This is a genomic window from Streptomyces sp. SID5469 (genome assembly GCF_009862865.1).
GTDB lineage: Bacteria > Actinomycetota > Actinomycetes > Streptomycetales > Streptomycetaceae > Streptomyces > Streptomyces avermitilis.
In genome coordinates, this window is the sequence record NZ_WWIN01000001.1 from 6,146,121 (window position 1) to 6,170,307 (window position 24,187).

16 protein-coding genes are annotated in these 24,187 nt (G+C 70.6%); 8 read left to right on the forward strand and 8 right to left on the reverse strand.

Features of this window, described 5'->3' with window-relative positions; all coding sequences use genetic code 11:
* The first annotated feature begins 112 nt into the window (after positions 1-112).
* Positions 113-2,932 (forward strand): preprotein translocase subunit SecA, encoded by a 2,820-nt coding sequence (gene secA, locus GTY58_RS26500; RefSeq protein ID WP_010986476.1) that lies wholly within the window; start codon positions 113-115, stop codon positions 2,930-2,932.
* Positions 2,933-3,126: 194 nt separating this feature from the next.
* On the opposite strand, the gene GTY58_RS26505 is transcribed toward secA, so the two are convergent.
* Complete coding sequence (locus tag GTY58_RS26505) at positions 3,127-3,609, reverse strand: Rv3235 family protein (protein WP_037651642.1); 483 nt, start codon at positions 3,607-3,609, stop codon at positions 3,127-3,129.
* 365 nt (positions 3,610-3,974) lie between these two features.
* Between GTY58_RS26505 and GTY58_RS26510 the strand changes: the two genes are divergently transcribed.
* The 5 genes from GTY58_RS26510 to GTY58_RS26530 all read left to right on the forward strand — a co-directional run bounded on the left by GTY58_RS26510 (position 3,975) and on the right by GTY58_RS26530 (position 13,167).
* Positions 3,975-4,490, forward strand: coding sequence for a hypothetical protein (locus tag GTY58_RS26510; RefSeq protein WP_010986478.1), 516 nt, complete (start codon positions 3,975-3,977; stop codon positions 4,488-4,490).
* Between the two features lie 145 nt (positions 4,491-4,635).
* Positions 4,636-5,310, forward strand: coding sequence for an HAD family hydrolase (locus tag GTY58_RS26515; protein ID WP_010986479.1), 675 nt, complete (start codon positions 4,636-4,638; stop codon positions 5,308-5,310).
* 738 nt (positions 5,311-6,048) lie between these two features.
* Positions 6,049-10,986, forward strand: coding sequence for an NAD-glutamate dehydrogenase (locus tag GTY58_RS26520; RefSeq protein ID WP_010986480.1), 4,938 nt, complete (start codon positions 6,049-6,051; stop codon positions 10,984-10,986).
* 206 nt (positions 10,987-11,192) lie between these two features.
* Entirely contained in the window at positions 11,193-11,687 is a 495-nt protein-coding gene (locus tag GTY58_RS26525) for a GtrA family protein (protein ID WP_242432152.1), read from the forward strand.
* Positions 11,671-13,167 carry a membrane protein gene (locus tag GTY58_RS26530; protein WP_010986482.1) on the forward strand — a complete coding sequence of 499 codons (1,497 nt, stop codon included), beginning with the start codon at positions 11,671-11,673 and terminating at the stop codon, positions 13,165-13,167. The genes GTY58_RS26525 and GTY58_RS26530 overlap by 17 nt, the downstream gene beginning before the upstream one ends.
* A 153-nt stretch (positions 13,168-13,320) precedes the next feature.
* On the opposite strand, the gene GTY58_RS26535 is transcribed toward GTY58_RS26530, so the two are convergent.
* The 4 genes from GTY58_RS26535 to GTY58_RS26550 all read right to left on the reverse strand — a co-directional run bounded on the left by GTY58_RS26535 (position 13,321) and on the right by GTY58_RS26550 (position 19,285).
* Positions 13,321-15,021, reverse strand: a complete 1,701-nt coding sequence (locus tag GTY58_RS26535) for a glycosyltransferase family 2 protein (protein WP_010986483.1) — start codon at positions 15,019-15,021, stop codon at positions 13,321-13,323.
* A complete protein-coding gene (locus GTY58_RS26540; RefSeq protein ID WP_010986484.1) occupies positions 15,018-17,240 on the reverse strand; it encodes a CDP-glycerol glycerophosphotransferase family protein in 2,223 nt (740 codons plus the stop codon). The genes GTY58_RS26535 and GTY58_RS26540 overlap by 4 nt, the downstream gene beginning before the upstream one ends.
* Before the next feature lie 103 nt (positions 17,241-17,343).
* Positions 17,344-18,267 carry an ABC transporter ATP-binding protein gene (locus tag GTY58_RS26545; RefSeq protein ID WP_242432158.1) on the reverse strand — a complete coding sequence of 308 codons (924 nt, stop codon included), beginning with the start codon at positions 18,265-18,267 and terminating at the stop codon, positions 17,344-17,346.
* Positions 18,268-18,325: 58 nt separating this feature from the next.
* Positions 18,326-19,285, reverse strand: coding sequence for an ABC transporter permease (locus GTY58_RS26550; RefSeq protein WP_010986486.1), 960 nt, complete (start codon positions 19,283-19,285; stop codon positions 18,326-18,328).
* Between the two features lie 237 nt (positions 19,286-19,522).
* Here GTY58_RS26550 and GTY58_RS26555 point away from each other — a divergent pair, with 237 nt between their 5' ends.
* Positions 19,523-20,161 (forward strand): TetR/AcrR family transcriptional regulator, encoded by a 639-nt coding sequence (locus GTY58_RS26555; protein WP_010986487.1) that lies wholly within the window; start codon positions 19,523-19,525, stop codon positions 20,159-20,161.
* Positions 20,162-20,368: 207 nt separating this feature from the next.
* Here GTY58_RS26555 and GTY58_RS26560 read toward each other — a convergent pair whose 3' ends face one another.
* Both GTY58_RS26560 and GTY58_RS26565 read right to left on the reverse strand, forming a co-directional pair.
* Positions 20,369-21,424: an ADP-ribosylglycohydrolase family protein gene (locus GTY58_RS26560; RefSeq protein WP_010986488.1), complete on the reverse strand. Its 1,056-nt coding sequence runs from the start codon at positions 21,422-21,424 to the stop codon at positions 20,369-20,371.
* 4 nt (positions 21,425-21,428) lie between these two features.
* A complete protein-coding gene (locus tag GTY58_RS26565; protein ID WP_010986489.1) occupies positions 21,429-22,052 on the reverse strand; it encodes a TetR/AcrR family transcriptional regulator in 624 nt (207 codons plus the stop codon).
* Positions 22,053-22,150: 98 nt separating this feature from the next.
* Here GTY58_RS26565 and GTY58_RS26570 point away from each other — a divergent pair, with 98 nt between their 5' ends.
* Entirely contained in the window at positions 22,151-23,119 is a 969-nt protein-coding gene (locus GTY58_RS26570) for an oxidoreductase (protein ID WP_010986490.1), read from the forward strand.
* 67 nt (positions 23,120-23,186) lie between these two features.
* Here GTY58_RS26570 and galE read toward each other — a convergent pair whose 3' ends face one another.
* Complete coding sequence (gene galE, locus GTY58_RS26575) at positions 23,187-24,167, reverse strand: UDP-glucose 4-epimerase GalE (RefSeq protein ID WP_010986491.1); 981 nt, start codon at positions 24,165-24,167, stop codon at positions 23,187-23,189.
* Between the last annotated feature and the right edge of the window lie 20 nt (positions 24,168-24,187).

Genomic DNA, 24,187 nt, shown 5'->3' on the forward strand with positions numbered 1-24,187 from the left:
GTCAGCGGCAGACCTCCCGGCGCGGCGGGGTCCTCGCTTACGATGGCCGTTGCTCAGTCATGTCAATGGAAACCAACCGTCCCAGGCCCGACCGGCAAGGAGACCAACCCCCGTGTCCGTCCTCTCAAAGATCATGCGTGCAGGCGAAGGCAAGATCCTGCGCAAGCTGCACCGCATCGCGGACCAGGTCAACTCCATCGAAGAGGACTTCGTCGACCTCTCCGACGCCGAGCTGCGGGCCCTCACCGATGAGTACAAGCAGCGGTACGCCGACGGCGAGAGCCTCGACGACCTGCTGCCCGAGGCGTTCGCCACCGTCCGCGAGGCGGCCAAGCGCGTTCTGGGCCAGCGGCACTACGACGTGCAGATGATGGGCGGCGCCGCGCTCCACCTCGGCTATGTCGCCGAGATGAAGACCGGTGAGGGCAAGACGCTCGTCGGCACCCTGCCCGCGTATCTGAACGCGCTCTCCGGAGACGGCGTCCACCTCATCACGGTCAACGACTACCTGGCCGAGCGCGACTCCGAGATGATGGGCCGCGTCCACAAGTTCCTGGGTCTGAGCGTCGGCTGCATCCTCGCCAACATGACGCCGGCCCAGCGCCGCGAGCAGTACGGGTGCGACATCACGTACGGCACGAACAACGAGTTCGGCTTCGACTACCTGCGCGACAACATGGCGTGGTCCCAGGACGAACTGGTGCAGCGCGGCCACAACTTCGCGGTCGTCGACGAGGTCGACTCCATCCTCGTCGACGAGGCCCGTACGCCGCTGATCATCTCCGGACCGGCCGACCAGGCCACCAAGTGGTACGGCGACTTCGCCAAGCTGGTCACCCGCCTGAAGAAGGGCGAGGCGGGCAACACCCTCAAGGGCATCGAGGAGACCGGGGACTACGAGGTCGACGAGAAGAAGCGCACCGTCGCCATCCACGAGTCCGGTGTCGCCAAGGTCGAGGACTGGCTGGGCATCGACAACCTCTACGAGTCGGTGAACACGCCGCTGGTGGGCTACCTGAACAACGCCATCAAGGCCAAGGAGCTCTTCAAGAAGGACAAGGACTATGTCGTCATCGACGGCGAAGTCATGATCGTCGACGAGCACACCGGCCGTATCCTCGCCGGCCGCCGCTACAACGAGGGCATGCACCAGGCGATCGAGGCGAAGGAAGGGGTGGACATCAAGGACGAGAACCAGACGCTCGCCACGATCACCCTGCAGAACTTCTTCCGCCTCTACAACAAGCTCTCCGGCATGACCGGTACGGCGATGACCGAGGCCGCCGAGTTCCACCAGATCTACAAGCTCGGCGTCGTCCCGATCCCGACGAACAAGCCGATGGTCCGCAAGGACCAGTCGGACCTGATCTACCGCACCGAGGTGGCCAAGTTCGACGCGGTGGTCGACGACATCGCGGAGAAGCACGAGAAGGGCCAGCCGATCCTCGTCGGCACCACCTCGGTCGAGAAGTCCGAGTACCTCTCGCAGCAGCTCTCCAAGCGCGGCATCCAGCACGAGGTGCTGAACGCGAAGCAGCACGACCGTGAGGCGACGATCGTCGCCCAGGCCGGCCGCAAGGGCGCCGTGACGGTCGCCACGAACATGGCCGGCCGTGGTACGGACATCAAGCTCGGCGGCAACCCCGATGACCTCGCCGAGGCGGAGCTGCGCCAGCGCGGCCTCGACCCCGAGGAGCACATCGAGGAGTGGGCCGCGGCGCTGCCCGCCGCCCTGGAGCGGGCCGAGAAGGCCGTCAAGGCCGAGTTCGAAGAGGTCAAGGAACTCGGCGGTCTCTACGTGCTGGGCACCGAGCGCCATGAGTCGCGGCGTATCGACAACCAGCTGCGCGGTCGTTCCGGCCGCCAGGGCGACCCCGGTGAGTCCCGCTTCTACCTCTCCCTGGGCGACGACCTGATGCGGCTGTTCAAGGCCCAGATGGTCGAGCGCGTGATGTCGATGGCGAACGTCCCCGACGACGTGCCGATCGAGAACAAGATGGTCACGCGCGCGATCGCGTCCGCCCAGTCGCAGGTCGAGACGCAGAACTTCGAGACCCGCAAGAACGTCCTCAAGTACGACGAGGTCCTCAACCGGCAGCGCGAGGTCATCTACGGCGAGCGCCGCCGCGTCCTGGAGGGCGAGGATCTGCAGGAGCAGATCCACCACTTCATGGACGACACGATCGACGCCTACATCGAGGCGGAGACCGCCGAGGGCTTCGCCGAGGAGTGGGACCTCGACCGGCTGTGGGGCGCCTTCAAGCAGCTCTACCCGGTGAAGGTCACCGTTGATGAGCTGGAGGAGGCGGCCGGCGACCGTGCCGGTCTGACGGCCGAGTTCATCTCCGAGTCCATCAAGGACGACATCCACGAGCAGTACGAGCAGCGTGAGACGCAGCTCGGCTCCGAGATCATGCGTGAGCTGGAGCGCCGGGTCGTTCTGTCGGTCCTCGACCGCAAGTGGCGCGAGCACCTCTACGAGATGGACTATCTCCAGGAGGGCATCGGCCTGCGCGCGATGGCGCAGAAGGACCCGCTGGTCGAGTACCAGCGCGAGGGCTTCGACATGTTCACCGCCATGATGGACGGCATCAAGGAGGAGTCCGTCGGCTACCTGTTCAACCTGGAGGTCCAGGTCGAGCAGCAGGTCGAGGAGGTCCCGGTCGAGGACGAGAAGCCTTCGCTGGAGAAGGAGGACGCGGTGCCGGCGCAGGCGGGCGCCCGTCCGGAGATCCGCGCCAAGGGGCTCGAAGCCCCGCAGCGGCCGGACCGGCTGCACTTCTCCGCGCCGACCGTGGACGGCGAGGGCGGCATCATCGAGGGCGACTTCAGCAGCGACGACGACGAAGAGCCCGTGCGGTCCGAGGCGGACGGCCTCACGCGTGCGGAGCGCCGCAAGCAGTCCAAGGGCGGGCGGCGCCGCAAGAAGTGACGTCGGCCGGGGCTCTGCCCCCGGCGGGTCGGCAGTGACGTGGCGGTTCTGAGGGCCGGGCACCTGTGGGTGTCCGGCCCTCTGCGTTGCGCGTCGCCGGCCCGTGTTGCCGCTTCGGCGCGTTGCTTCGGCGCGTTGCTTTCTGTTCGTCGCTTCTGTTTGTCGCTTCTGCTCGTGGTCCCTGGCCGGGGTTCCTAGTCGTCGTCCATGTGCGGCATGCGGGGACCGCCCAGTTCCACCGCCGTGCAGCGCCAGCGGTTGTCGGGCCCGTACTCCAGGCGGAACGCCATCGCGCGGAGCTGGTCGCCAGCGCCGATGCGCGCGAAGGCCTCGATCGCTCCGGGGCGCGGGACGTAGTAGCCGATGTCGCGGACGACCGGGTTGGTGCCGCGGGCGCGCAGGGGGCCGCGTTCGGCCAGCCAGGCCAGTTCGTCGTAGGCGCGGCCCGCGGTGTGGCGGAGCATGCTGTGCACCGGTCGGCGGCCGCTCAGGACGGAGAGGAGCCGGTCGGCGAAGAGGTCGGTGGGGCGGGGGTGCGGGGCGCCGGCCGACGCCGTCCGCGGCGGGCTGCCGCCGGGGGCCGTACGCCGTGGTGTGCTGCCCGGGCGACGGGTGTCGTGGCGGACGGGCGGGCGGATGCCCGGGTGGCGCTTCGTCCTGGTCATCACCTTGTTCATGCGGTGTCCCCGTTCCGTGAGCGGTTGAGCGGTCCGCGAGCCCGGTTGATACCGGGCGGTAACTTCGCGTTGGGGATCTTGTACGGGGCGGGGGACGGGTGCTGCAAGGACGGCGGGTGCGCGCCGGAGCGGCCGGAATCTTCACCTATCAGAGTGAGTGGCGGGGGCGAAAACCTTGGCGTTCCTGGGGCGCACCGGGTGATCCACGGGGCCGTGGGTGGACGCCCCGGAGGGTGCGGGGCGGGACCCGAAAGGGGACTCGCGCACGTATCCTGGGGTGACTGCCGGGGCGCGGGAACGATCTCCTCGGAGCCCTCCCCACGGGCCTTCCGGCCGCCCCTTACCGACTACGAAAGCGGCTCGCCATGCGCGTCTACGTCCCCCTGACCCTCTCCGGTCTCGCCGAGGCGTACAAGACGGGTGAGCTGGGAGCGGGACCGTTCGTCGCGTACGCCGTCACGCCCGCGTTGCGCGAGTGGTACCTCTCCGAGGACATCGAGGAGCTGGAGTACGCGGCGCTGAACCGGGCCGCGCTCGCCTCCCTGCGGCTGCTGGCGGCGGACCCCGGTGCCGTGCGGCGCCGGGTCGTGGTCGCGGTCGACGTGGCCGACGGCGCGGCGAGCGCCGACCCGGACCTGGGGCTGGACCCGGCGGCGCTCGGCGAGGTGCGGGTCGCCGGGGCCGTACCGCTGGCCAAGGCGGCCGCGGTCCATGTCGACTCCGGCGACGCGGAGGCGGACGTGACCGCCGCCGTGGAGGCGCTGGCCGCGGCGGACGGCGGGGACGACGCCGCGCAGTTCGTCGTGGACGGGGCCGAGGACCACGAACTGCTCTGGTACGCCAGGCAGGAGATCCCGAACCTCGTGGGGCTGGAGGGCTGAGGGGGCCTGCGGGGCGCGGGAGCAGGAGCTGGAGGGGCCTGCGGGGACAGGCCGAGGGCGGTCCGGGGGCGGGGCGCACGGGCATTCGCAGTCGGTCCGACGTGCGCCGACCTTGATTGTCAGTGGGGGCGGGTACGTTCTTGGTATGGGGATGCACGGAGCAGCGCACATCGTCTGGGACTGGAACGGGACCCTGTTCCATGACAATGCGGCGATCATCGGGGCGACGAACGCGGCGTTCGCGGAGTTGGGGCTCGAGCCGATCACGCTCGAGCGGTACAGGGCGCTCTATTGCGTGCCGGTGCCGAAGTTCTACGAGCGGCTGATCGGGCGCCTGCCGACGGACGCCGAGTGGGAGATCATGGACGAGATCTTCCACCGGTACTACGCGGAGCACAGGGTCGGTTGCGGGCTCACCGAGGGAGCGGCGGAGCTGCTCGTGGAGTGGCAGTCGGCGGGGCACAGCCAGTCGATCCTCAGCATGTACGTCCATGACGAACTGGTCCCGCTGGTACGGGGATTCGGGATCGAGCCGCACTTCATACGCGTCGACGGGCGGACCGGCCCCTCCGGCGGCAGCAAGGCCGAGCACATGGTGCGGCACATAGGCGCGCTCGCGGGCGTCGCGGGCGTCGATCCGGCGCGCACGGTGGTGATCGGGGACGCGGCCGACGACGCGGTCGCCGCTCTGCACGTCGGTGCGCAGGCAGTCCTCTACACGGGCGGCTCCCACAGCCGCGCCAGCCTCGAAGGAGTCGGTGTGCCCGTGGTGGACACGCTGGCGGAGGCGGTCGAGGAGGCCGGCCGACTGGCGGCGTGACGCCGTCCGGCGTGCGGCTGCTGCGGGAGGGCGAGGCCAGGGGCGAGGGCGAGGGTGTCAGCACCCTCGCCACAGGTAGGCAGCCGCTGGATGTGCCAGGCGAGCACTGTCATCACGTTGCGGTGCGTTGCGGTGCGTTGCGGCGTGAGGCCTCACGCCACGACCGGACGCGATGCCTCGCGACTGCACACGCCCGATGCCGTGTGCCCCAGCCCCTCGACGGTCGCCGTGCCCCCGCCAGGCGCCACCAGGCCCCGCCCTCCCGGACGGCCAAAACGTGACGGCAGCGCTCAGAACGTGACCACAGGACCTAGTGGGAAAACCGCTCCTCCGCCCCTGTGCAGAACGTCAAAGTTCCACCCCCGCTTTTGTACACATACGGCTCATGACGGGGCCCCCGTCGGGAGCGATAGCCTTGTGGCGTGATCAGCGCGATATCTCGCGGGGGCATTGGCGCCCCTGCCCCGCGCCCGGTGAGCACGGACGACATCCGTGACCGGGCGGTCGCTGGTCTCCGCGGGTGGGACGGCATGCTCGGGGTACCTGGGCCGATGGCGTTGCCGAGAGCAGCGTCACAGCCGCCGCAGGTGCCGAGAATGGCCGATAACCCCCCGCTCATCTCTCCATGCGGCATAGCGTCGGACCAGACCGGACACCCCGCGTCACGGCGTTACGTCGGAGAAGAGACCGTACTTTCTTCTACGTCACGCAACGGCGCGCGACAGGAGCCAGAGGACAATGCAGACCAAGCTGGACGAAGCAAAGGCCGAGCTGCTCGAGAGGGCTGCTCGCGTAGCTGAGAACAGTCCGGTCGGGGGGCACCTACCGACTGGAACGACGGGCGACGGAATCCCGGACCGGGACACCGTGCTCGCGTTCCTCCGGCGCTACTACCTGCACACCGCCCCGGAGGACCTTGCCGACCGCGACCCGGTCGATGTCTTCGGAGCCGCCTTCTCGCACTACAGGCTGGCCGAGAACCGCCCACAGGGCACGGCCAACGTGCGGGTCCACACGCCGACCGTCGAGGAGAACGGCTGGACGTGCAGCCACTCCGTCGTCGAGGTCGTGACCGACGACATGCCCTTCCTCGTCGACTCGGTCACCAACGAGCTGTCGCGGCAGGGGCGCGGCATCCACGTCGTCATCCACCCCCAGGTCGTCGTACGCCGCGACCTCACCGGCAAGCTGATCGACGTCCTCGCCCCGCCGCCCGCCGGGGAGCTGCCGCACGACGCGGCGCTCGAGTCCTGGATCCATGTCGAGATCGACCGCGAGACCGACCGCGCCGATCTGAAGCAGATCACCGCCGACCTGCTGCGCGTCCTGTCCGACGTTCGTGAGGCCGTCGAGGACTGGGAGAAGATGCGCGACGCGGCGCTGCGCATGGCCGAGGAGCTGCCCAAGGAGCCGACCGCCGACGACCTGCGTGACCAGGAGGTCGAAGAGGCCCGCGAGCTGCTGCGCTGGCTGTCGGCCGACCACTTCACCTTCCTCGGCTACCGCGAGTACGAGCTGCGGGGCGACGACTCGCTGGCCGCCGTACCCGGCACCGGGCTCGGCATCCTGCGCTCCGACCCGCACCACGCCGGTGACGACAGCCACCCCGTGAGCCCCTCCTTCGAGCGGCTGCCCGCCGACGCCCGCGCCAAGGCCCGCGAGCACAAGCTGCTCATCCTCACCAAGGCCAACAGCCGGTCGACCGTGCACCGCCCGTCCTACCTCGACTACGTCGGCGTGAAGAAGTTCGACGAGAACGGCGAGGTCATCGGGGAGCGGCGGTTCCTCGGACTGTTCTCGTCCGCCGCCTACACCGAGTCCGTGCGGCGCGTGCCGGTCATCCGGCGCAAGGTCGAGGAGGTCCTCAAGGGGGCCGGCTTCTCGCCCAACAGCCACGACGGCCGCGACCTGCTCCAGATCCTGGAGACCTACCCGCGCGACGAGCTGTTCCAGACGCCCGTGGACGAGCTGCGTTCCATCGTCACCTCCGTGCTGTACCTCCAGGAGCGTCGGCGGCTGCGGCTCTACCTGCGCCAGGACGAGTACGGGCGCTACTACTCGGCCCTCGTCTACCTGCCCCGCGACCGCTACACCACCGGCGTGCGCCTGCGGATCATCGACATCCTCAAGGAGGAGCTCGGCGGCACCAGCGTCGACTTCACGGCCTGGAACACCGAGTCGATCCTGTCCCGGCTGCACTTCGTGGTCCGGGTCCCGCAGGGCACCGAGCTGCCGCAGCTGTCCGACGCCGACAAGGAGCGCATCGAGGCGCGGCTCGTGGAGGCCGCCCGTTCCTGGGCCGACGCCTTCGCCGAGGCACTGAACGCGGAGTGCGGCGAGGAGCGCGCCGCCGAGCTGCTGCGTCGCTACGGCAACGCCTTCCCCGAGGGCTACAAGGCCGACCACACGCCGCGCGCCGCCGTCGCCGACCTGGTGCACCTGCAAAAGCTCACGAGCGACCAGAGCAAAGACTTCGCGCTCAGCCTGTACGAGCCGGTGGGCGCCTCGCCCTCCGAGCGCCGCTTCAAGATCTACCGCACGGGTGAGCAGGTCTCGCTGTCCGCGGTCCTGCCCGCACTCAACCGGATGGGCGTCGAGGTCACCGACGAGCGCCCGTACGAGCTGCGCTGCTCGGACCGTACGACCGCCTGGATCTACGACTTCGGGCTGCGTCTGCCCAAGTCCGCGAGCGGCAACGGGGACTCCCTCGGCGACGACGGCCGTGAGCGGTTCCAGGAGGCGTTCGCCGCCACCTGGACCGGCGAGGCCGAGATCGACGGCTTCAACGCCCTCGTCCTGAGCGCCGGGCTCAACTGGCGGCAGGCGATGGTGCTGCGCGCGTACGCCAAGTACCTGCGCCAGGCCGGTTCCACCTTCAGCCAGGACTACATGGAGGACACCCTCCGTAACAACGTCCACACCACCCGGCTGCTGGTGAGCCTCTTCGAGGCGCGGATGTCCCCGGACCGCCAGCGGGCCGGCGTCGAGCTGACCGACGCCCTGCTGGAGGAGCTGGACGCCGCCCTCGACCAGGTCGCCTCGCTGGACGAGGACCGGATCCTGCGGTCCTTCCTCACGGTGATCAAGGCGACCCTGCGGACCAACTTCTTCCAGGAGGCGCTCGGCGGCAAGCCGCACGAATACGTCTCCATGAAGTTCGACCCGCAGGCCATCCCGGACCTCCCGGCGCCGCGTCCGGCGTACGAGATCTGGGTGTACTCGCCGCGCGTCGAGGGTGTGCACCTCAGGTTCGGCAAGGTCGCGCGCGGTGGTCTGCGCTGGTCCGACCGGCGTGAGGACTTCCGCACCGAGATCCTCGGCCTGGTCAAGGCGCAGATGGTGAAGAACACCGTCATCGTGCCGGTCGGCGCGAAGGGCGGCTTCGTCGCCAAGCAGCTGCCCGATCCGTCCGTGGACCGGGACGCGTGGCTCGCGGAGGGCATCCGCAGCTACCAGACCTTCATCTCCGCACTGCTCGACATCACGGACAACCTGGTCGCCGGCGAGGTCGTGCCCCCGGCGGACGTCGTACGGCACGACGAGGACGACACCTACCTCGTGGTCGCCGCAGACAAGGGCACGGCGACGTTCTCGGACATCGCCAACGAGGTCGCCGAGTCGTACAACTTCTGGCTCGGGGACGCCTTCGCCTCCGGCGGCTCGGCGGGGTACGACCACAAGAAGATGGGCATCACGGCGCGCGGTGCCTGGGAGTCCGTGAAGCGGCACTTCCGGGAGCTGGGCGTGAACACCCAGACCGAGGACTTCACGGTCGTCGGCGTGGGCGACATGTCCGGTGACGTGTTCGGCAACGGCATGCTGCTGTCCGAGCACATCCGGCTGGTGGCGGCCTTCGACCACCGGCACATCTTCATCGACCCGAAGCCGGACGCGGCGACGTCGTACGCCGAGCGGCGCCGGCTGTTCGAGCTGCCGCGCTCGTCGTGGGCCGACTACAACACCGAGCTGCTGTCGGGCGGGGGCGGGATCTTCCCCCGTACCGCGAAGGCGATCCCGGTCAACGCGCACATCCGTGAGGCCCTCGGCATCGAGGCCGGCATCACCAAGATGACCCCGGCCGACCTGATGAAGGCGATCCTCAAGGCGCCGGTCGACCTGCTGTGGAACGGCGGCATCGGCACATACGTCAAGGCGAGCACGGAGTCGCACGCGGACGTCGGCGACAAGGCCAACGACGCCATCCGCGTGGACGGCGCCGACCTGCGCGTCGACGTCGTCGGCGAGGGCGGCAACCTCGGACTGACCCAGCTCGGCCGGATCGAGTTCGCGCGCAGCGGCGGGCGGATCAACACCGACGCCATCGACAACAGCGCGGGCGTGGACACCTCCGACCACGAGGTGAACATCAAGATCCTGCTCAACGCCCTGGTCACGGAGGGCGACCTCACCGTCAAGCAGCGCAACAAGGTGCTCGCCGAGATGACCGACGAGGTCGGCCACCTGGTGCTGCGCAACAACTACGCGCAGAACGTGGCGATCGCCAACGCGCTCGCCCAGTCCCCGGACATGCTCCACGCCCAGCAGCGCTTCATGCGTCACCTGGTGCGCGAGAAGCACCTCGACCGGGCCCTGGAGTTCCTGCCCAGCGACCGGCAGATCCGTGAGCGGCTGAACGCGAGCCAGGGCCTGACCGGTCCGGAGACGGCCGTCCTGCTCGCGTACACGAAGATCACGGTCTCCGACGAGCTGCTCGGCACCTCGCTGCCCGACGACCCGTATCTGCAGAGCCTGCTGCACGCGTACTTCCCGACGGCGCTGCGCACGAAGTTCCGCGAGCAGATCGACACGCACGCGCTGCGCCGCGAGATCGTGACGACCGTCCTGGTCAACGACACGGTCAACACGGGCGGTACGAGCTTCCTGCACCGGCTGCGGGAGGAGACCGGCGCCTCGCTGGAGGAGATCGTCAGGGCGCAGACCGCGGCCCGTGCGATCTTCGAGTCGAGCGCGGTGTGGGACGCGGTCGAGGCGCTCGACAGCCAGGTCGACGCGGACGTCCAGACCCGGATCCGCCTGCACTCGCGTCGCCTCGTCGAGCGCGGTACGCGCTGGCTGCTCAACAACCGGCCGCAGCCGCTCCAGCTCACCGAGACGATCGCGTTCTTCAAGGACGGGGTCAAGCAGGTCTGGGACGAGCTGCCCAAGCTGCTGCGCGGCGCGGACCAGGAGTGGTGGCAGAAGATCTACGACGAGCTGACGGCGGCCGGCGTGCCGGACGAGCTCGCCACGCGCGTGGCCGGCTTCTCCTCCGCCTTCCCGGCGCTCGACATCGTCTCGGTGGCCGACCGCATGGGCAAGAACCCGATGGCCGTCGCCGAGGTGTACTACGACCTCGGCGACCGTCTGAGCATCACCCAGCTCATGGACCGCATCATCGAACTGCCGCGCTCCGACCGCTGGCAGTCCATGGCCCGCGCGGCGATCCGCGAGGACCTGTACGCGGCCCACGCGTCGCTCACCGCCGACGTCCTGGCGGTCGGCAACGGCACCTCCACGCCCGAGCAGCGCTTCAAGGCGTGGGAGGAGAAGAACGCGGCGATCCTGGGCCGCGCGCGGACGACGCTGGAGGAGATCCAGGGCTCGGACGCGTTCGACCTGGCGAACCTGTCGGTGGCGATGCGGACGATGCGGACGCTGCTGCGGACGCATTCGTAGGTCCCGCGTAGGTACGACGCGTACGACGACGGGGGCGCCCCGGGCCGGACCGGCCCGGGGCGCCCCCGTTCGCGTGTCCGGGGACTGTCCGTTTTCTTGCCGAGCCCTAGGGGAATTCCGGCATGAATTTTACCCTTTCCTGCTAAACGGGACATTTGGGCTAGGGTTTGGCCTGATCGTCGGATGAATATGGAGGACCCGGACCCGTGACAGTGAACCTCTCCGAGCGGCGGCCCCAGGTCGCCCACCGGGCCGCCGTGATCCCCGCGCCCCCTCCGGCAAGCGCCCGGCTCCGGAAGCTCGCGCTCGAAGTGGCCAGGTTCGGGGTCGTCGGCGGCAGTGGTGTCGCGGTGAACTTCCTCGTCTTCAACCTCGCGCTGCACGGCATGAAGTGGGCGCCGATGGCGGCCACGGTGCTCGCCAGCGTCATCGCCATGGGCACCAATTACATCGGCTTCCGCTGCTACGCCTACCGCGACCGCGCCTCCCGCACCCGCCGCCAGATCGCGCTCTTCTTCGCCTTCAGCGGGCTCGGCGTCGTCATGGAGAGCGTGCTCTTCTACGTCGGCTACCACGGCCTCGGCATGAGCGGGCCGATCGGCTCCAACCTGGCGAAGGCACTGTCCATCGTCCTGGCCTCGGCGTTCCGCTTCCTGGTGTATCGGACGTGGGTGTTCCAGCACGATGCGCGTCGCGGTTAGGGCATCCCTCGGAGCGGTCCGGACCTCTCTGTGGGCCGCGGTGCCGCTGCTGGTCGTCCTGCTGCTGCTCGTCATCGTCCGGCTGCCCTGGAACGGCGACCTCGGCATGCACGCGGCGACCGTGGAACGGCTGCGGCACCACCTCCTCGACCCCGGCAATCCCCTGGTCGACGCGGACACGCCGAGTCCGTACTACTCGCCGTGGACCGTGCTGCTCGGCTGTGTCGCGAAGGTGACCGGCCTGTCCGTCTTCGTGGTGCTGCGCCTCGGCGCGGTGGTCGGCCTCGGGCTGCTGGTGACGGGCATCTGGCGGTACGCCCGTACGCTGAGCGGCCACCGGTTCGCGCCGCCGCTCGCCGTGCTGTGCGTGCTCTTCCTGTGGGGCACGCAGCTGTTCAACTGGAGCGGTTTCCTCGGGCTCAACTCCCTCGCGCTGACGGTCGCCTATCCGAGCGTGTTCGCCCTGGGGCTCGCCTTCCACTTCTGGGCGCTGCTGACCCGGGCGCTGAAGGCCTCGCCGGACGCTGGATGGGAGGTCTACCTCGGGCTCGGTCTGCTGTGGGCGGTGATTCTGCTCAGCCACCAGTTCACCGGGGTGGTGGCATCGCTCGGCGCGCTGGCGACCGTGATCGGGGCGCGCGTGGGGCGGCACGTGTGGCTGCGGCTCGGGGCCGCCGCCGCCGTGGGGGTGCTGCTGCTCGTCGTATGGCCTTACTACGACTTCTTCGCGCTCTTCCGGGTGGGCGGCCTCGAGGACATCCACCGGGCGCTGTACCGGGATCTGCTCGCGCGGTACGGGCTGGCGCTGGTGGGGGTGGTGGCGCTCGGGGTGCGGGCCCGCCGGGATCCGCGGGATCCGCTCGTCGTGTTCTTCCTGCTGGGTGCGGCCGTGTTCGCGCTGGGCGGGCTGACCGGGCACTACTCATGGGGGCGCGTACTGCCGGCCGCGCTGATCCCGGCGCAGGTCGCGGCGGCCGTGGAGGTGGCCGGGGCGTCCCGGGGGGCCGTGCGGGCCGCGGGGGCGGTGGTGCTCGCCTGCGCTCTGGCCGTGGGGGTGTGGACGCAGATCGGGACGCTGGGGTACGTGGTGGGGCGGGGGGCGCTGCCGGAGGCGGTGGCGGCGAAGTACCGGGAGCCCTGGGCGGGGTACCACTGGATCACGCCGTGGGTGCGGTACGGGGATGTGGTGCTGGCCAAGACGTTTCCGTCCCGGCAGATCCCGGCGTACGGGGCGTACACGGTGGCTCCCGGGTATCCGGACTTCTTCCTGTCCGACGAGGCCCGGCGGGAGGCCGCGGTGCGGCGGTACTTCGCCGCGGGGTCGTCCCGGGACGAGCGGCTGGGGGTGCTGCGGGAGTACGGGGTGCGGTGGGTGGTGCAGCGGCCCGGGGACGGGGGACTCGCGGCCGGCGGGGGTCCGGGGCTGCGGCGGGTGGCCGCGGGGCCGGGCGGACAGGTGCTCTACGCGGTGGTGCGATGACGCCGCGGCGAAGCCGCTGAAGGGGTGAGCGCCGGACGGCTGAAGGGGTGAGCGCCGAACCGCTGACGAGGTGAGCGCCGGACCGCTGGTGAGGTGAACGCTGGACGGCCGAGGGATCTCGGCGTCCGGCGTCGAAGGCTCTGCGCGACGGCCCTACCGCAACGCGCTGCGCACCAGCCGCGCCGCCCTGCGCACCCTTGGTCCCGCCACCTTCCGGGCCACCGGTCCCGCCACCCGCGCCGTGACCCCCACCGGGCGCCAGCGGATCTGGAGACGGCCGGCGGCCTTGCCCTCCGGTTCCACCGTCACCTCGTGCCGAAGGGAGCCGGGGCGGGTCGCCCGCAGGGTCGGGAAGGTCAGGGGGGCCAGGAGCACGCCCGTGTTCGCCAGGCCCTGCTGTTCCAGGCGGAGCAGCGGATGGCGGACGCCGTCGAAGCCCTGGACGGGCAGCGGGGCGGCCGCCAGGTCCACCCGGACCCGGCCCTCGAAGACCCCAGGGCGTACCGGGTCAAGGCGGAAGGGAACCATGAGGCGCCGTCTGCCGGGGGCGACGACCACGCTCGCCCGCTGCGGGCCGACCGGGAGGCGCAGGCCGGGGTCGTACGTGCGGATGGTCAGGTCGACCGTCATGCCCCGGCCGGGGGTCACGGACGTGATCTCGTGACGGAACTGGGCGCTCGGGAACGGGCGCGAGTCCAGCCCCAGTTCCGTGACGTCGAGCTCCCGGCGGGCCCAGTCGGAGGACGGGAGCCGAGGGCCCCAGTACAGGCAGCCGGAATCGTCGGCCGTCGTCTCCCGAGGGGCCACACTGTGGCCGAGGCCGCGCGCCGCGAGCTGGGCCTCGGACAGCCGGCCGTCGCGGACCAGCTGGAGCACCACGCGCTCGGCACGGGGGAGAAGGGCGTACGCGCCGGGGGAAAGGGTTTCCAGGTACGGGGTCACGATCCGCGCGAAGCCCGTCAGCCAGTCCTCGTCCCGGTACGGGAGGTCGCCCGCGTACATCCGGAAGTCGTGCTTGAGGAACTTGTAGTCCTTGTCCTGCCTGAGCGACTCGTGCCCGCTCTCGGCGAGGAAGTCGTCGATCAGCGTCTGGACGTGGATGCGGTCACTGACGTTGCTGAGCTTGTGGCGCTGGTTGGAGATCGACGCCGCGTCCTGAGCCACGTACGGCGCTATGTACCAGCGGTACACCGGCTGCGGGATCACCGTGAACGACTTCGCCAGGCAGTACGCCTGCGCCGAGAACAGCTGGTCCTCGTAGTGGATGCCCTCCGGGAAGCGCAGGGCGTGGCGGTCCAGGAAGTCACGCGTGTACATCTTGCTCGTCGCCAGGTGCTCGAAGAGCAGGCCCGGTTCGGCCTCGATGCCGTCGACCGTGCGGCGCTCGTCGACCAGGTGAGCCATCCAGGTGGAGCGGTGGCCCGTGTCGACGCGTATCCGCTCCACCGCGCCCATCGCGAAGTCGACCTCCCGCTCGCGGTGGGCGGCCAGGAGCAATGCGACGGCGTTCTCGGGGAGTTCGTCGTCGCTGTCCAGGAACATCAGGTACGGCGCCCGGGCGATCTCCAGGGCCCGGTTGCGCGGGGCGCTGCAACCGCCGCTGTTCTCCGGCAGGCGCAGATAGCGGATGCGCGGGTCCGACGCCTCCAACTCCCTTGCCACGGAAGGCGTCGCGTCCGTCGAGTGGTCGTCACTGATGATGATCTCGATGGCGGGGTGCGTCTGGCGCAGCAGGGAGGCGACCGCGCGCGGCAGGCGTTCCGCGTCGTTGTAGACGATGACCGTGATCGTCACGTCCGGCGTCGGCGCATTGGGTGTTGTCGGCGTTGCGGGCGTAGTGGGCGTTGTTGTCATCGGGCCGCCTCCTCCGGGCTCGGCGCGGGCGTTCGCTCGTCCACGGGAATCACCGACGGCAGGGCCTCTTCGCTCTGTCCCAGGAACACCCGGCGTACGACGCGTTCGGCCGCCCGTCCGTCGTCGAACTCGCAGAAGCGGCGCCGGAACGCGGACAGCGCCTTGCGCGCGCCCTCGTCCCGCCAGGCGCCCGACTCGAACACGGCCGCAAGCTCGTCCTGCGTACGCGTCACCTGGCCGGGCCCCTCCGCCATCAGGTCGAAGTAGACGCCGCGCGTCTTGGCGTACGTCTCCCAGTCGTCGGCGTAGATGACGATGGGGCGGTTCAGGTTGGCGTAGTCGAACATGATGGACGAGTAGTCCGTGACCAGGGCGTCGGCCGCCAGGCACAGCTCCTCGACCGGGTCGTACGTCGACACGTCGATGACCCGGCCCGACCTGCGCAGACCGGCCAGCGGGGAGGCCGCACCGCCGTAGAAGTAGTGGCCGCGCACCAGGAGCACCGTCTCCTCGCCGAGGCGGTCGGCCAGGGACGCCAGGTCCAGGCGCGGGGTCCAGCCGGCCTCGTAGTCGCGGTGGGTGGGGGCGTAGAGGATGGCCCGGCGGCCGGGGGGTATGCCCAGGCGGTCGCGGATCGCGCGGATGTCGTCCGCGGTCGCCGAGTAGAAGACGTCGTTGCGCGGATAGCCGTGGTCCAGCGATATGTAGTGCGAGGGGTACGCGCGTTCCCACATACGGGTGGAGTGGCTGTTCGCCGAGACGCTGTAGTCCCACTTGTCGATGCGGGCCAGCAGGGCGCCGAAGTCCAGGCCCTTGGACGCGGCGGGGAACTCCCGCTGGTCGAGGCCCATGCGCTTGAGCGGGGTGCCGTGGTGGGTCTGGAGGTGGATCGCGTCCGGGCGCTTCACCACGGAGTTCGGGAAGTTGACGTTGTTGACCAGGTACTTCGCCCTCGCCATCACCTCCCAGTAGCGGCGGGTGCCCGGGACGATGTGGTCGGTGCCCGGGGGCAGCAGCGCCGCCTTGTTCCGGGCGACCACCCACACCGGGTGGATGTGCGGGGCGAGTTCGGCGAGCTTCGCGGCGATCGCGGCCGGGTTGCAGGACACCCCGCGGTCCCAGTACGCCGAGAACACCGCGAGGCCGGGGTCGACCGGGCCGCTCAGCGCCCGGCGGTAATGGTGGTCGCTGAGCTTCGCGCCGACCCGGCGCTTGCGCGCCACGACCGCCGACTTCAGGTCGCGCCGCTTGTGGTTGGCGGCCTGGAACGCCCGGTACTTCGCGTACGCGTTCTCCTCCAGGAGCGAGCGGCGGATGCCCTCGAAGCCGGCCGGGCGCCGGTGGTTCCTGGGCCGCCACTGCACGGCCGCCCGCGACGCCCGGCGGAAGAACTCCCGGGCCACCGGCTCCGGCATCCCGCTGCGGGCGAAGGTCCGCAGGCACTCGCGGACCATCACCTCGTACAGCACCGCGCGCGGCCGCTCCGCCAGGTCCCGCCCGGCCGCGAGCCGCTGGAGCGCCTCGTGCCGTGAGACGACCGCGTACCGCTCCTCGGCGCCGACCGGCGGCAGGCTCTGCGCCCGCAACTGCCGTACCTCGTACGCGACCTGGTCCAGGCAGGCCACCTGTCGGGCGTGCAGGAGCGTGGCCTGGGCGAGGTACGACTCGTCGTGCGCGAAGGCCTCGTCCGCGAGGTCGTGGTCGCGCCAGAAGTCCGCGCGGATCGCGCGGTTGCCCAGCAGCGGGGCGAGGTGCAGCAGGTTGGGGAAGCCCGCCAGGTCCAGGGAGCGGCGGCCGGTGCGGGCGAAGATCCAGCCGTCGCCGCTCGGCGCGCCGGTCTTGTTCCAGGACGAGCGGATGTGGTCGAACACCACGAGGTCCGCCGTGTCCGGGGCGTCCGCCGTGGCGTCGGCGACCATGCGCAGGGCGCCCGCGGGCAGACCGTCCCTGGCGTGCACGAAGTGCAGCCAGCGGCCGGTGGCCCGGGCGGCGCCCGCCGCACGGGCCGCGCCCTCGCCGGTGCCCTCCGGCAGTGCCAGCGGGACGATCCGGGGGTCGCGTGCCGCGTGCCGCTCGGCCTCCTGCCGGGCCCAGTCGCCGACGGCCGCGACGACCACCTCGGCCGCGGCGAACGGCTGCGCGCCGAGGGAGTCCAGGAGTTCGCCGAGATGGCCCTGCTCGTTGGGGCCGTGGACTATGACACTCAGTCCTGGCTGCACGCGGACCCCTTCCCTGCCGGCTGCACGCTGTTACTTCCCTTTTACGTCCCTTTACGCGCCATCGTGGCACTAATCCGATAAAAGGTGTAAGTGGTGTTACTCCTCAGGAGGGAAGAGAGGCATTTTCTGCCTTTGGTTGCGTTTGCTCCTGCTTCGGGCTCTTCAGGCTCTTCGGACTCTCCGGCTGCATCGACTCCTTCGGCTCCTTCGTCGGATTCGGCAGCTTCGGGGTCTTGGCGGTCCTGGTGGTCTTGGTGGTCTTGTCCGTGCCGCCGGTGAAGGCCTCGTACTCCCGGAGGACGTCGTTCGTCGGTCCGTCCATGCGCAACTCGCCGCGCTCCAGCCACAGCACCCGGTCGCAGGTGTCGCGGATCGACTTGTTGTTGTGGCTGACCAGGAAGACCGTGCCCGCGTGCTTGCGCAGCTCGCGGATGCGGGCCTCGGACCGCTTCTGGAAGGAGCGGTCGCCGGTGGCGAGGGCCTCGTCGATCATCAGCACGTCGTGGTCCTTGGCGGCGGCGATGGAGAAGCGCAGCCGGGCCGCCATGCCGGACGAATACGTCCGCATGGGGAGCGTGATGAAGTCGCCCTTCTCGTTGATGCCGGAGAAGTCGACGATCTCCTGGTACCGCTCCCTGATCTGCTCGCGGGACATCCCCATGGCGAGGCCGCCGAGGTGGACGTTGCGTTCACCGGTGAGGTCGCTCATCAGGGCCGCGTTGACGCCGAGCAGTGAGGGCTGGCCGTCGGTGTAGATCCTGCCGTTCTCCACGGGGAGCAGTCCGGCGACGGCCTTGAGGAGGGTGGACTTGCCGGAGCCGTTCGTGCCGATCAGACCGATGGCCTCGCCCCGGTACGCGGTGAAGGAGACGTTCCTGACCGCGTGCACCTTGCGCACGCCCGCCGCCTTCTCGGCCTGCCCGCGGCGCAGCATGCGGTTCAGGGCGGCGGTGGCGGTACCGCGCCCCGCGCCGGTGCCGTTGACGCGGTAGACGACGTCGACGCCGTCCGCGATGACGGTGGGGATCTTCTCGGTGGTCGCGGTGGTCGCGGTGCTCGCGGTGCTCGTCGTGTTCTCGGTGTTCTCAGCCACGGCCGTACGTCTCCTCAGCCTTCCAGAAGTAGATGAAACCGCCGACGCCGGCGAGCAGCGCCCAGCCCGTCGCCACCGCCCACACGTGCGGCGGCAGCTGGTCCGCGTGGAAGCTGTCGATCAGCGCGAACCGCATCAGGTCGATGTAGACGGCGGCCGGGTTGCACTGGAGGGCGAGCAGCACGGCGTGCGGCAGGTCCTTGTTGTGCATGACCTTCTCGATGCTCCACATCACGCCCGAGACGTACATCCAGGTACGGAGCAGGAACGGCATCAGCTGGGCGATGTCCGGCGTCTTGGCGCCCATCCGGGCCACGATCATCGCGACGCCCGCGTTGAACATGAACTGGAGCGCCAGCGCGGGCACGACCAGCAGCCAGGAGAAGCTGAGCGGCACGCCGAAGCAGAGCAGGATCACGACCAGCGCGCACATCGAGAACAGCAGCTGCTGGAGCTGCTGGAGCGCGAAGGAGATGGGCAGCGCGGCCCGTGGGAAGTGCAGGGCCCGTACGAGGCCCAGGTTGCCGGAGATCGCGCGGGTGCCCGCCATGATCGAGCTCTGCGTGAACGTCCACACGAAAACGCCGGTGACCAGGAACGGGACGTAGTCCGGCACGCCCTTCTTGGTGCTCAGCAGGATGCCGAAGATGAAGTAGTAGACCGCCGCGTTCAGCAGCGGGTTCGCCACCTGCCAGAGCTGGCCCAGCCTGGCCTGGCTGTACTGGGCGGTGAGCTTGGCGGTGGCGAAGGCGGTGATGAAGTGGCGCCGCGCCCACAGCCGGCGGAGGTACCCGGGCAGGGAGGGGCGGGCGCCGCTGACCGCGAGGCCGTACCGCGCGGCGAGCTGCGCCGGGGTCTCGGCCGGCGCGGCGGCCGTGGCGCCCGTGGCGCCCGTGGGGGTTGTGGCGCCAGTGGAGGGCGGGGAGGGCGGTGTGTGGAGGGCCTGGCTCACATCCGCTGCTTTCGCTCGGGGGCTCGGGGTGCGCGAAGCGGTCCCGAGGGGGTCGGATGCGCGAACCGGTCCGTAATCATCCGTCGTCGAGCCCCGGCCGGCGACGCTTTTCCGGCGTTTTCGCACGGTTCTTACGGAGCTCTTTACTGTTCTTTACGTCGGGACGGGACCGTATCGTCGCAACGCGAGCGTAGGGCGTCCTTACGTCGGAACGCAACCGTTTCGTCGTCGCGCCCTATGCTGGTGCGCATGACGACGAACGCCGACGCTTCCCAGGTGACCCCGCGGCGCAGGGCCCCCGCCGGGGCGGCCGTACTCCGCGAGGACGTGACGGAGGCCATCCGGGCGGCGGTCTTCGAGGAGCTGGCGGCCGTCGGCTACGCCCGGATGTCCATCGAGGGGATCGCGCGCCGGGCGGGTGTCGGCAAGACGGCGGTGTACCGGCGCTGGCGTTCGAAGCTGCACCTGGTCCTGGACCTGGTCTCGGCGGTCGCGGTGCAGGGGCTGCCCGCGCCCGACACGGGCTCCCTGGAGGGGGACCTGCGGCTGCTGTACGAGGTGACGTCCCGCGCCCTGCGCCACCCGGTCGCCGGGCAGATCATTCCGGATCTCCAGGCGGAGGCGGCCCGCAACCCGGACATCGCCGAGGCCATGCAGAAGGCGCTGCGGGAGGGGCAGCAGAGCGTCGCGAGCGGCATCGTCGCCGCGGCCGCCGAGCGCGGCGAGATCCGGGAGGGCATCGACACCGAGCTGGCGCTGGATGTGATCTCCGGTCCGCTGTACTGGCGGGCGGTGGTGGTACGGGGGCCGAAGCTGCCGATGGGCTACTTGCCGAGCCTGGCGCGGGCCACGGCGGCGGCGCTGAAGGCGTTGTGAGGCCAGTCCGTCAGGGCGTCAAGTGCGCTAATTGAGGCGGCACTTGGGTGTCGGCTCGCTAGACGCGACCCGCGGCGACGGTGAGTACGAGCTCGCCCGCCTGACCGTCCGGGCTCGCCGGGACCGGTCAGGCGGGTCAGGCCTCTGGCGGATCAGGCCTCTGGCGGATCAGGCCTCAGGCGGGTCAGGCCTCAGGCCGATCAGACCTCATGCGGCCAGCCGGCGGGCCAGTCCAGCCAGTTCGGCGGCCCCCAGAACCCGGTCGCCGAAGCCCGGAAGCGGTACGTGGAGCGGTTCGGTCCAGCGACGCGGGATCGCGTCCGGCCCGTACACGGCCCCGGCCAGGCCGCCGGTCACCGCCGCCACGGTGTCCGTGTCACCGCCGATATCGACCGCGGCGCGCAGGGCTTCCTCGTACGAGTCGGTGGTGCGTAGCGCCCAGACGGCGGAGCCGAGGCAGGGCCAGACCGCGCCGTTGAACTCCGTGGCCTGGTCGGGGTGCCAGTCCGGGGCGAGGACGGTCGCGTAGCGGGCGCGGTGGTCCGGGTGGACGGCGGCCAGGGTGTCCGGGAGGGCGGTGAGCGGATCGCCCCCGGCGAGGGCGACGCGGACTACCTCGTGGAAGATCGCGGTGCCTTCCCAGGCGGCGCGGTCCCCGTGGGTGAGCGCGGCGATACGGCGGCCGGCGTCCATGGTGGCGTCCCGGCCACGGCCCGCGAAGTGCACGGCGGAGGTCGCGGCGCGCATCAACGCGCCGTTGCCCGCGGCCCGTTGGTTGACCTGGAAGTGCAGGGCGGCGGCGCGGTCCCAGGGCTCGCCGTTGGTGAGGACGTCCTCGGTCTGCAGCCCGATGTCCTTGGGCCGGGCGGCGGCCCACCGCTGGAACCGCCGGAAGATGTCGGGGAGTTCCAGTCCGCCGCACTCCAGCAGCGACTCCCCGACGAGTACGGCCATCTGCGTGTCGTCGGTCGCCTCGCCCGGGTCCCAGCCGCCGCCCCCGCACATCTCGCTCCCGTGCCCGGCCCTCGGGAAGCGCGCGGAGAAGGCGCCCCCGGGCCCGAACTCGAAGGGCGCACCGAGCGCGTCCCCGACGGCGGAGCCGAGGACGGTGGCGACCGCGTGCGGGGTGAAGTCGGGGGCGGTGATGTCGTGCGGGGCCGGTCCGGCCGCGGTGACGCGGGGCGGGGCGGGCGCGGTGGCGTCGTGCGCGGTGGGCCCGGGTGCGCGGACGTTGTGGGGTGGGTGGGCGTCGGCGGCGGTCATCGCGTCAGGGTACGAGGGGGGCGGCGGCCTGGTCGGGTGCGCACCCCCGCAGCATGTGTGCGATCACGTCGGCCAGGCCGTGTTCGACCGCGTCGGCGGGCAGCATGCCGCTCACCGCCAGGCTGGCGTAGCCGTGCAGCGTCGCGAAGATCGGCAGCCCGACGCGTTCCAACGGGCCCTCCCGTACCTCGCCCCGGCGCTGACCCGCCCCGATCAGCTCCACCAGCTGCTCGGCCCACTGCTGGGACGCGGTGACCAGGGCCTCGGACGCCTGTGGATCGTGCTTGATCGAGTACATCAGGTCGAGCAGCTCGGCGTTGGCCGTCGCGAAGTCCACGTAGGCGCGGGACATGGTGGCCAGCCGCTCGGCGAACGTCTCGCCCGCCGACTCCCGCGACGCCGCCATGGACGCGGCCAGCCGGCCGAAGCCCGTCAGTGCCAGTGCGTCCAGCAGGGCCTGCTTGTCCTTGAAGTGGCGACTCGGTGCGGCATGGCTGACGCCCAGGTCGCGAGCGAGCTCGCGCAGGGACAGGGCGGCCGGGCCCCTCTCCCTGAGCGTCTCCTCGGCCCGGGTGAGCAGCGCGGCGCGAAGGTCTCCGTGGTGGTAACGGCGGGTCTGCGTAGCCATGGCCGCAGTGTATCGGCCATGTATTCGACGCCAACATTGTTGTCGGCGTCACCATTGTTGTCATTGACAGCATTGTTGTCGGCGCCTACATTGAGGGCATGCCTAAGACACAGAGCGGGACATCGAACAGGACGCGGAGCACGACTGCGGGCGGTAGTGCGCGCGGCAAGTGGAACGCCGGTGACATCCCCGACCAGACCGGCCGTACCGCCGTCGTCACCGGCGCCAACAGCGGGCTCGGGATCGCCACCGTCGAGGCCCTCGCCCGGGCGGGCGCCCATGTCGTCCTCGCCGTACGGGATCTCGAGCGTGGTGAGGCGGCCGCGGCCGGCGTCCACGGCAGCGTCGAGGTGCGCCGCCTGGACCTGGCCGACCTCGCCTCCGTGCGCGAGTTCGCCGCCGGCTGGCAGGGCGACCTGCATCTGCTGATCAACAACGCCGGCGTCATGAACATCCCCGAGGCCAGTACCAAGGACGGCTTCGAGATGCAGTTCGGGACGAACCATCTGGGGCACTTCGCCCTGACCAACCTGCTGCTGCCGCGCATCAAGGACCGCGTCGTGACCGTGTCGTCGGGCGCGCACCGGATGCCGGGCAGCCCCTACATCCACTTCGACAACCTCAACCTGACCGGCGAGTACGCCCCCCTCACCGCTTACAGCCAGTCCAAGCTGGCCAACCTGCTGTTCACGCTGGAACTCCAGCGCCGGCTGGCCGAGGCGGCCTCGCCCGTACGGGCCCTCGCCGCGCACCCCGGCTGGGCCGCCACCAACCTGCAGAGCCACGACGGCAGCGCCCTGCGCCGCGCCCTCATGCGGGTGGGCAACCGCTTCATCGCCCAGGACAACAGGGCGGGCGCGCTGCCCACCCTGTACGCCGCCGTCCAGGACCTCCCCGGCGCGAGCTACGTCGGTCCCGACGGCTTCGGCGAGATGCGCGGTGGCCCGACGCTGGTCGGCCGTTCGGCCGCGGCCGGCGACCCGGTCTCGGCCCGCCGCCTGTGGACGGCGTCCGAGGATCTGACCGGTGTCACGTTTCCCCGGCTGACGGCAGCCGTGAGCGCATAGCCGGCCGGGGGGCGACCACCGCGCGTCCAGCGCCCGGCCCGGAGGAACCGCGGACAGCTGCCGACGGCTATCCCCGCGTCGCCCCCGGATGCAGCCGCACCCAGCCCTCCCATGCCGACGTGATCATGTCCTGGACGTCGTACTTCGCCTTCCAGCCCAGCTCCACGGCGATACGGTCCGCCGAGGCCACCACCCGGGCCGGGTCGCCGGGGCGGCGCGCCACGACGGTCGGCGGGGTGTCGTAGCCCGTGAGCGCGTTGATGCGGTCGACCATCTCGCGCACCGAAACACCCTCGCCGCGGCCGATGTTGAGCGTCAGGCCCGCGCCCGGCGACGCCTCCAGCGCACGGGCCGCGGCCACATGGGCCTCCGCCAGGTCGACCACATGGATGTAGTCGCGTACGCAGGTGCCGTCCGGCGTCGGATAGTCGTCGCCGAAGATGCGGGGCGCGGCGCCCTCCGTGAGCTTCTCGAAGACCATGGGGACCAGGTTGAAGACCCCGGCGTCGGCCAGCTCCGGCGTCGCCGCCCCCGCCACGTTGAAATAGCGCAGCGATGCCGTGGACAGGCCCGTCGCCCGGCCTGTCGCGCGCACCAGCCACTCACCGGCGAGCTTCGTCTCGCCGTACGGCGACATCGGCACGCACGGCGTCTCCTCCCGCACCAGGTCCACGTCCGGCATGCCGTACACGGCCGCGGAGGACGAGAACACGAAGGAGGGGACCGAGGCGTCCGTGACGGCCTCCAGCAGTACCCGCAGGCCCTCCACGTTCTCCCGGTAGTAGTGCAGGGGCAGCTCCACCGACTCGCCGACCTGCTTCTTCGCCGCCAGATGCACGACACCGGTCACCGCGTGCTCCGCGAGCGTGCGGCGCAGCAGGCCGCCGTCCAGCGTCGAGCCCACCACCAGCGGCACGCCGTCGGGGACGCGCTCCGCGATGCCCGTGGACAAGTCGTCGTACACCATCGCCCGGTCGCCCGCTTCGCGCATCGCTCGCACGACATGCGCCCCGATGTAACCGGCGCCGCCGGTGATCAGCCAGGTCATGTGCGGCCCTTCCCTTGTCC

Coding starts and splice junctions, on each gene's coding strand:
- GTY58_RS26520 (WP_010986480.1), top strand. CDS start 6,049: ATGCAGACCAAGCTGGACGAAGCAAAGGCCGAGCTGCTCGAGAGGGCT.
- GTY58_RS26510 (WP_010986478.1), top strand. CDS start 3,975: ATGCGCGTCTACGTCCCCCTGACCCTCTCCGGTCTCGCCGAGGCGTAC.
- GTY58_RS26570 (WP_010986490.1), top strand. CDS start 22,151: ATGCCTAAGACACAGAGCGGGACATCGAACAGGACGCGGAGCACGACT.
- GTY58_RS26555 (WP_010986487.1), top strand. CDS start 19,523: ATGCTGGTGCGCATGACGACGAACGCCGACGCTTCCCAGGTGACCCCG.
- GTY58_RS26530 (WP_010986482.1), top strand. CDS start 11,671: ATGCGCGTCGCGGTTAGGGCATCCCTCGGAGCGGTCCGGACCTCTCTG.
- GTY58_RS26560 (WP_010986488.1), bottom strand. CDS start 21,424: ATGACCGCCGCCGACGCCCACCCACCCCACAACGTCCGCGCACCCGGG.
- GTY58_RS26515 (WP_010986479.1), top strand. CDS start 4,636: ATGGGGATGCACGGAGCAGCGCACATCGTCTGGGACTGGAACGGGACC.
- GTY58_RS26535 (WP_010986483.1), bottom strand. CDS start 15,021: ATGACAACAACGCCCACTACGCCCGCAACGCCGACAACACCCAATGCG.
- galE (WP_010986491.1), bottom strand. CDS start 24,167: ATGACCTGGCTGATCACCGGCGGCGCCGGTTACATCGGGGCGCATGTC.
- GTY58_RS26505 (WP_037651642.1), bottom strand. CDS start 3,609: ATGAACAAGGTGATGACCAGGACGAAGCGCCACCCGGGCATCCGCCCG.
- GTY58_RS26565 (WP_010986489.1), bottom strand. CDS start 22,052: ATGGCTACGCAGACCCGCCGTTACCACCACGGAGACCTTCGCGCCGCG.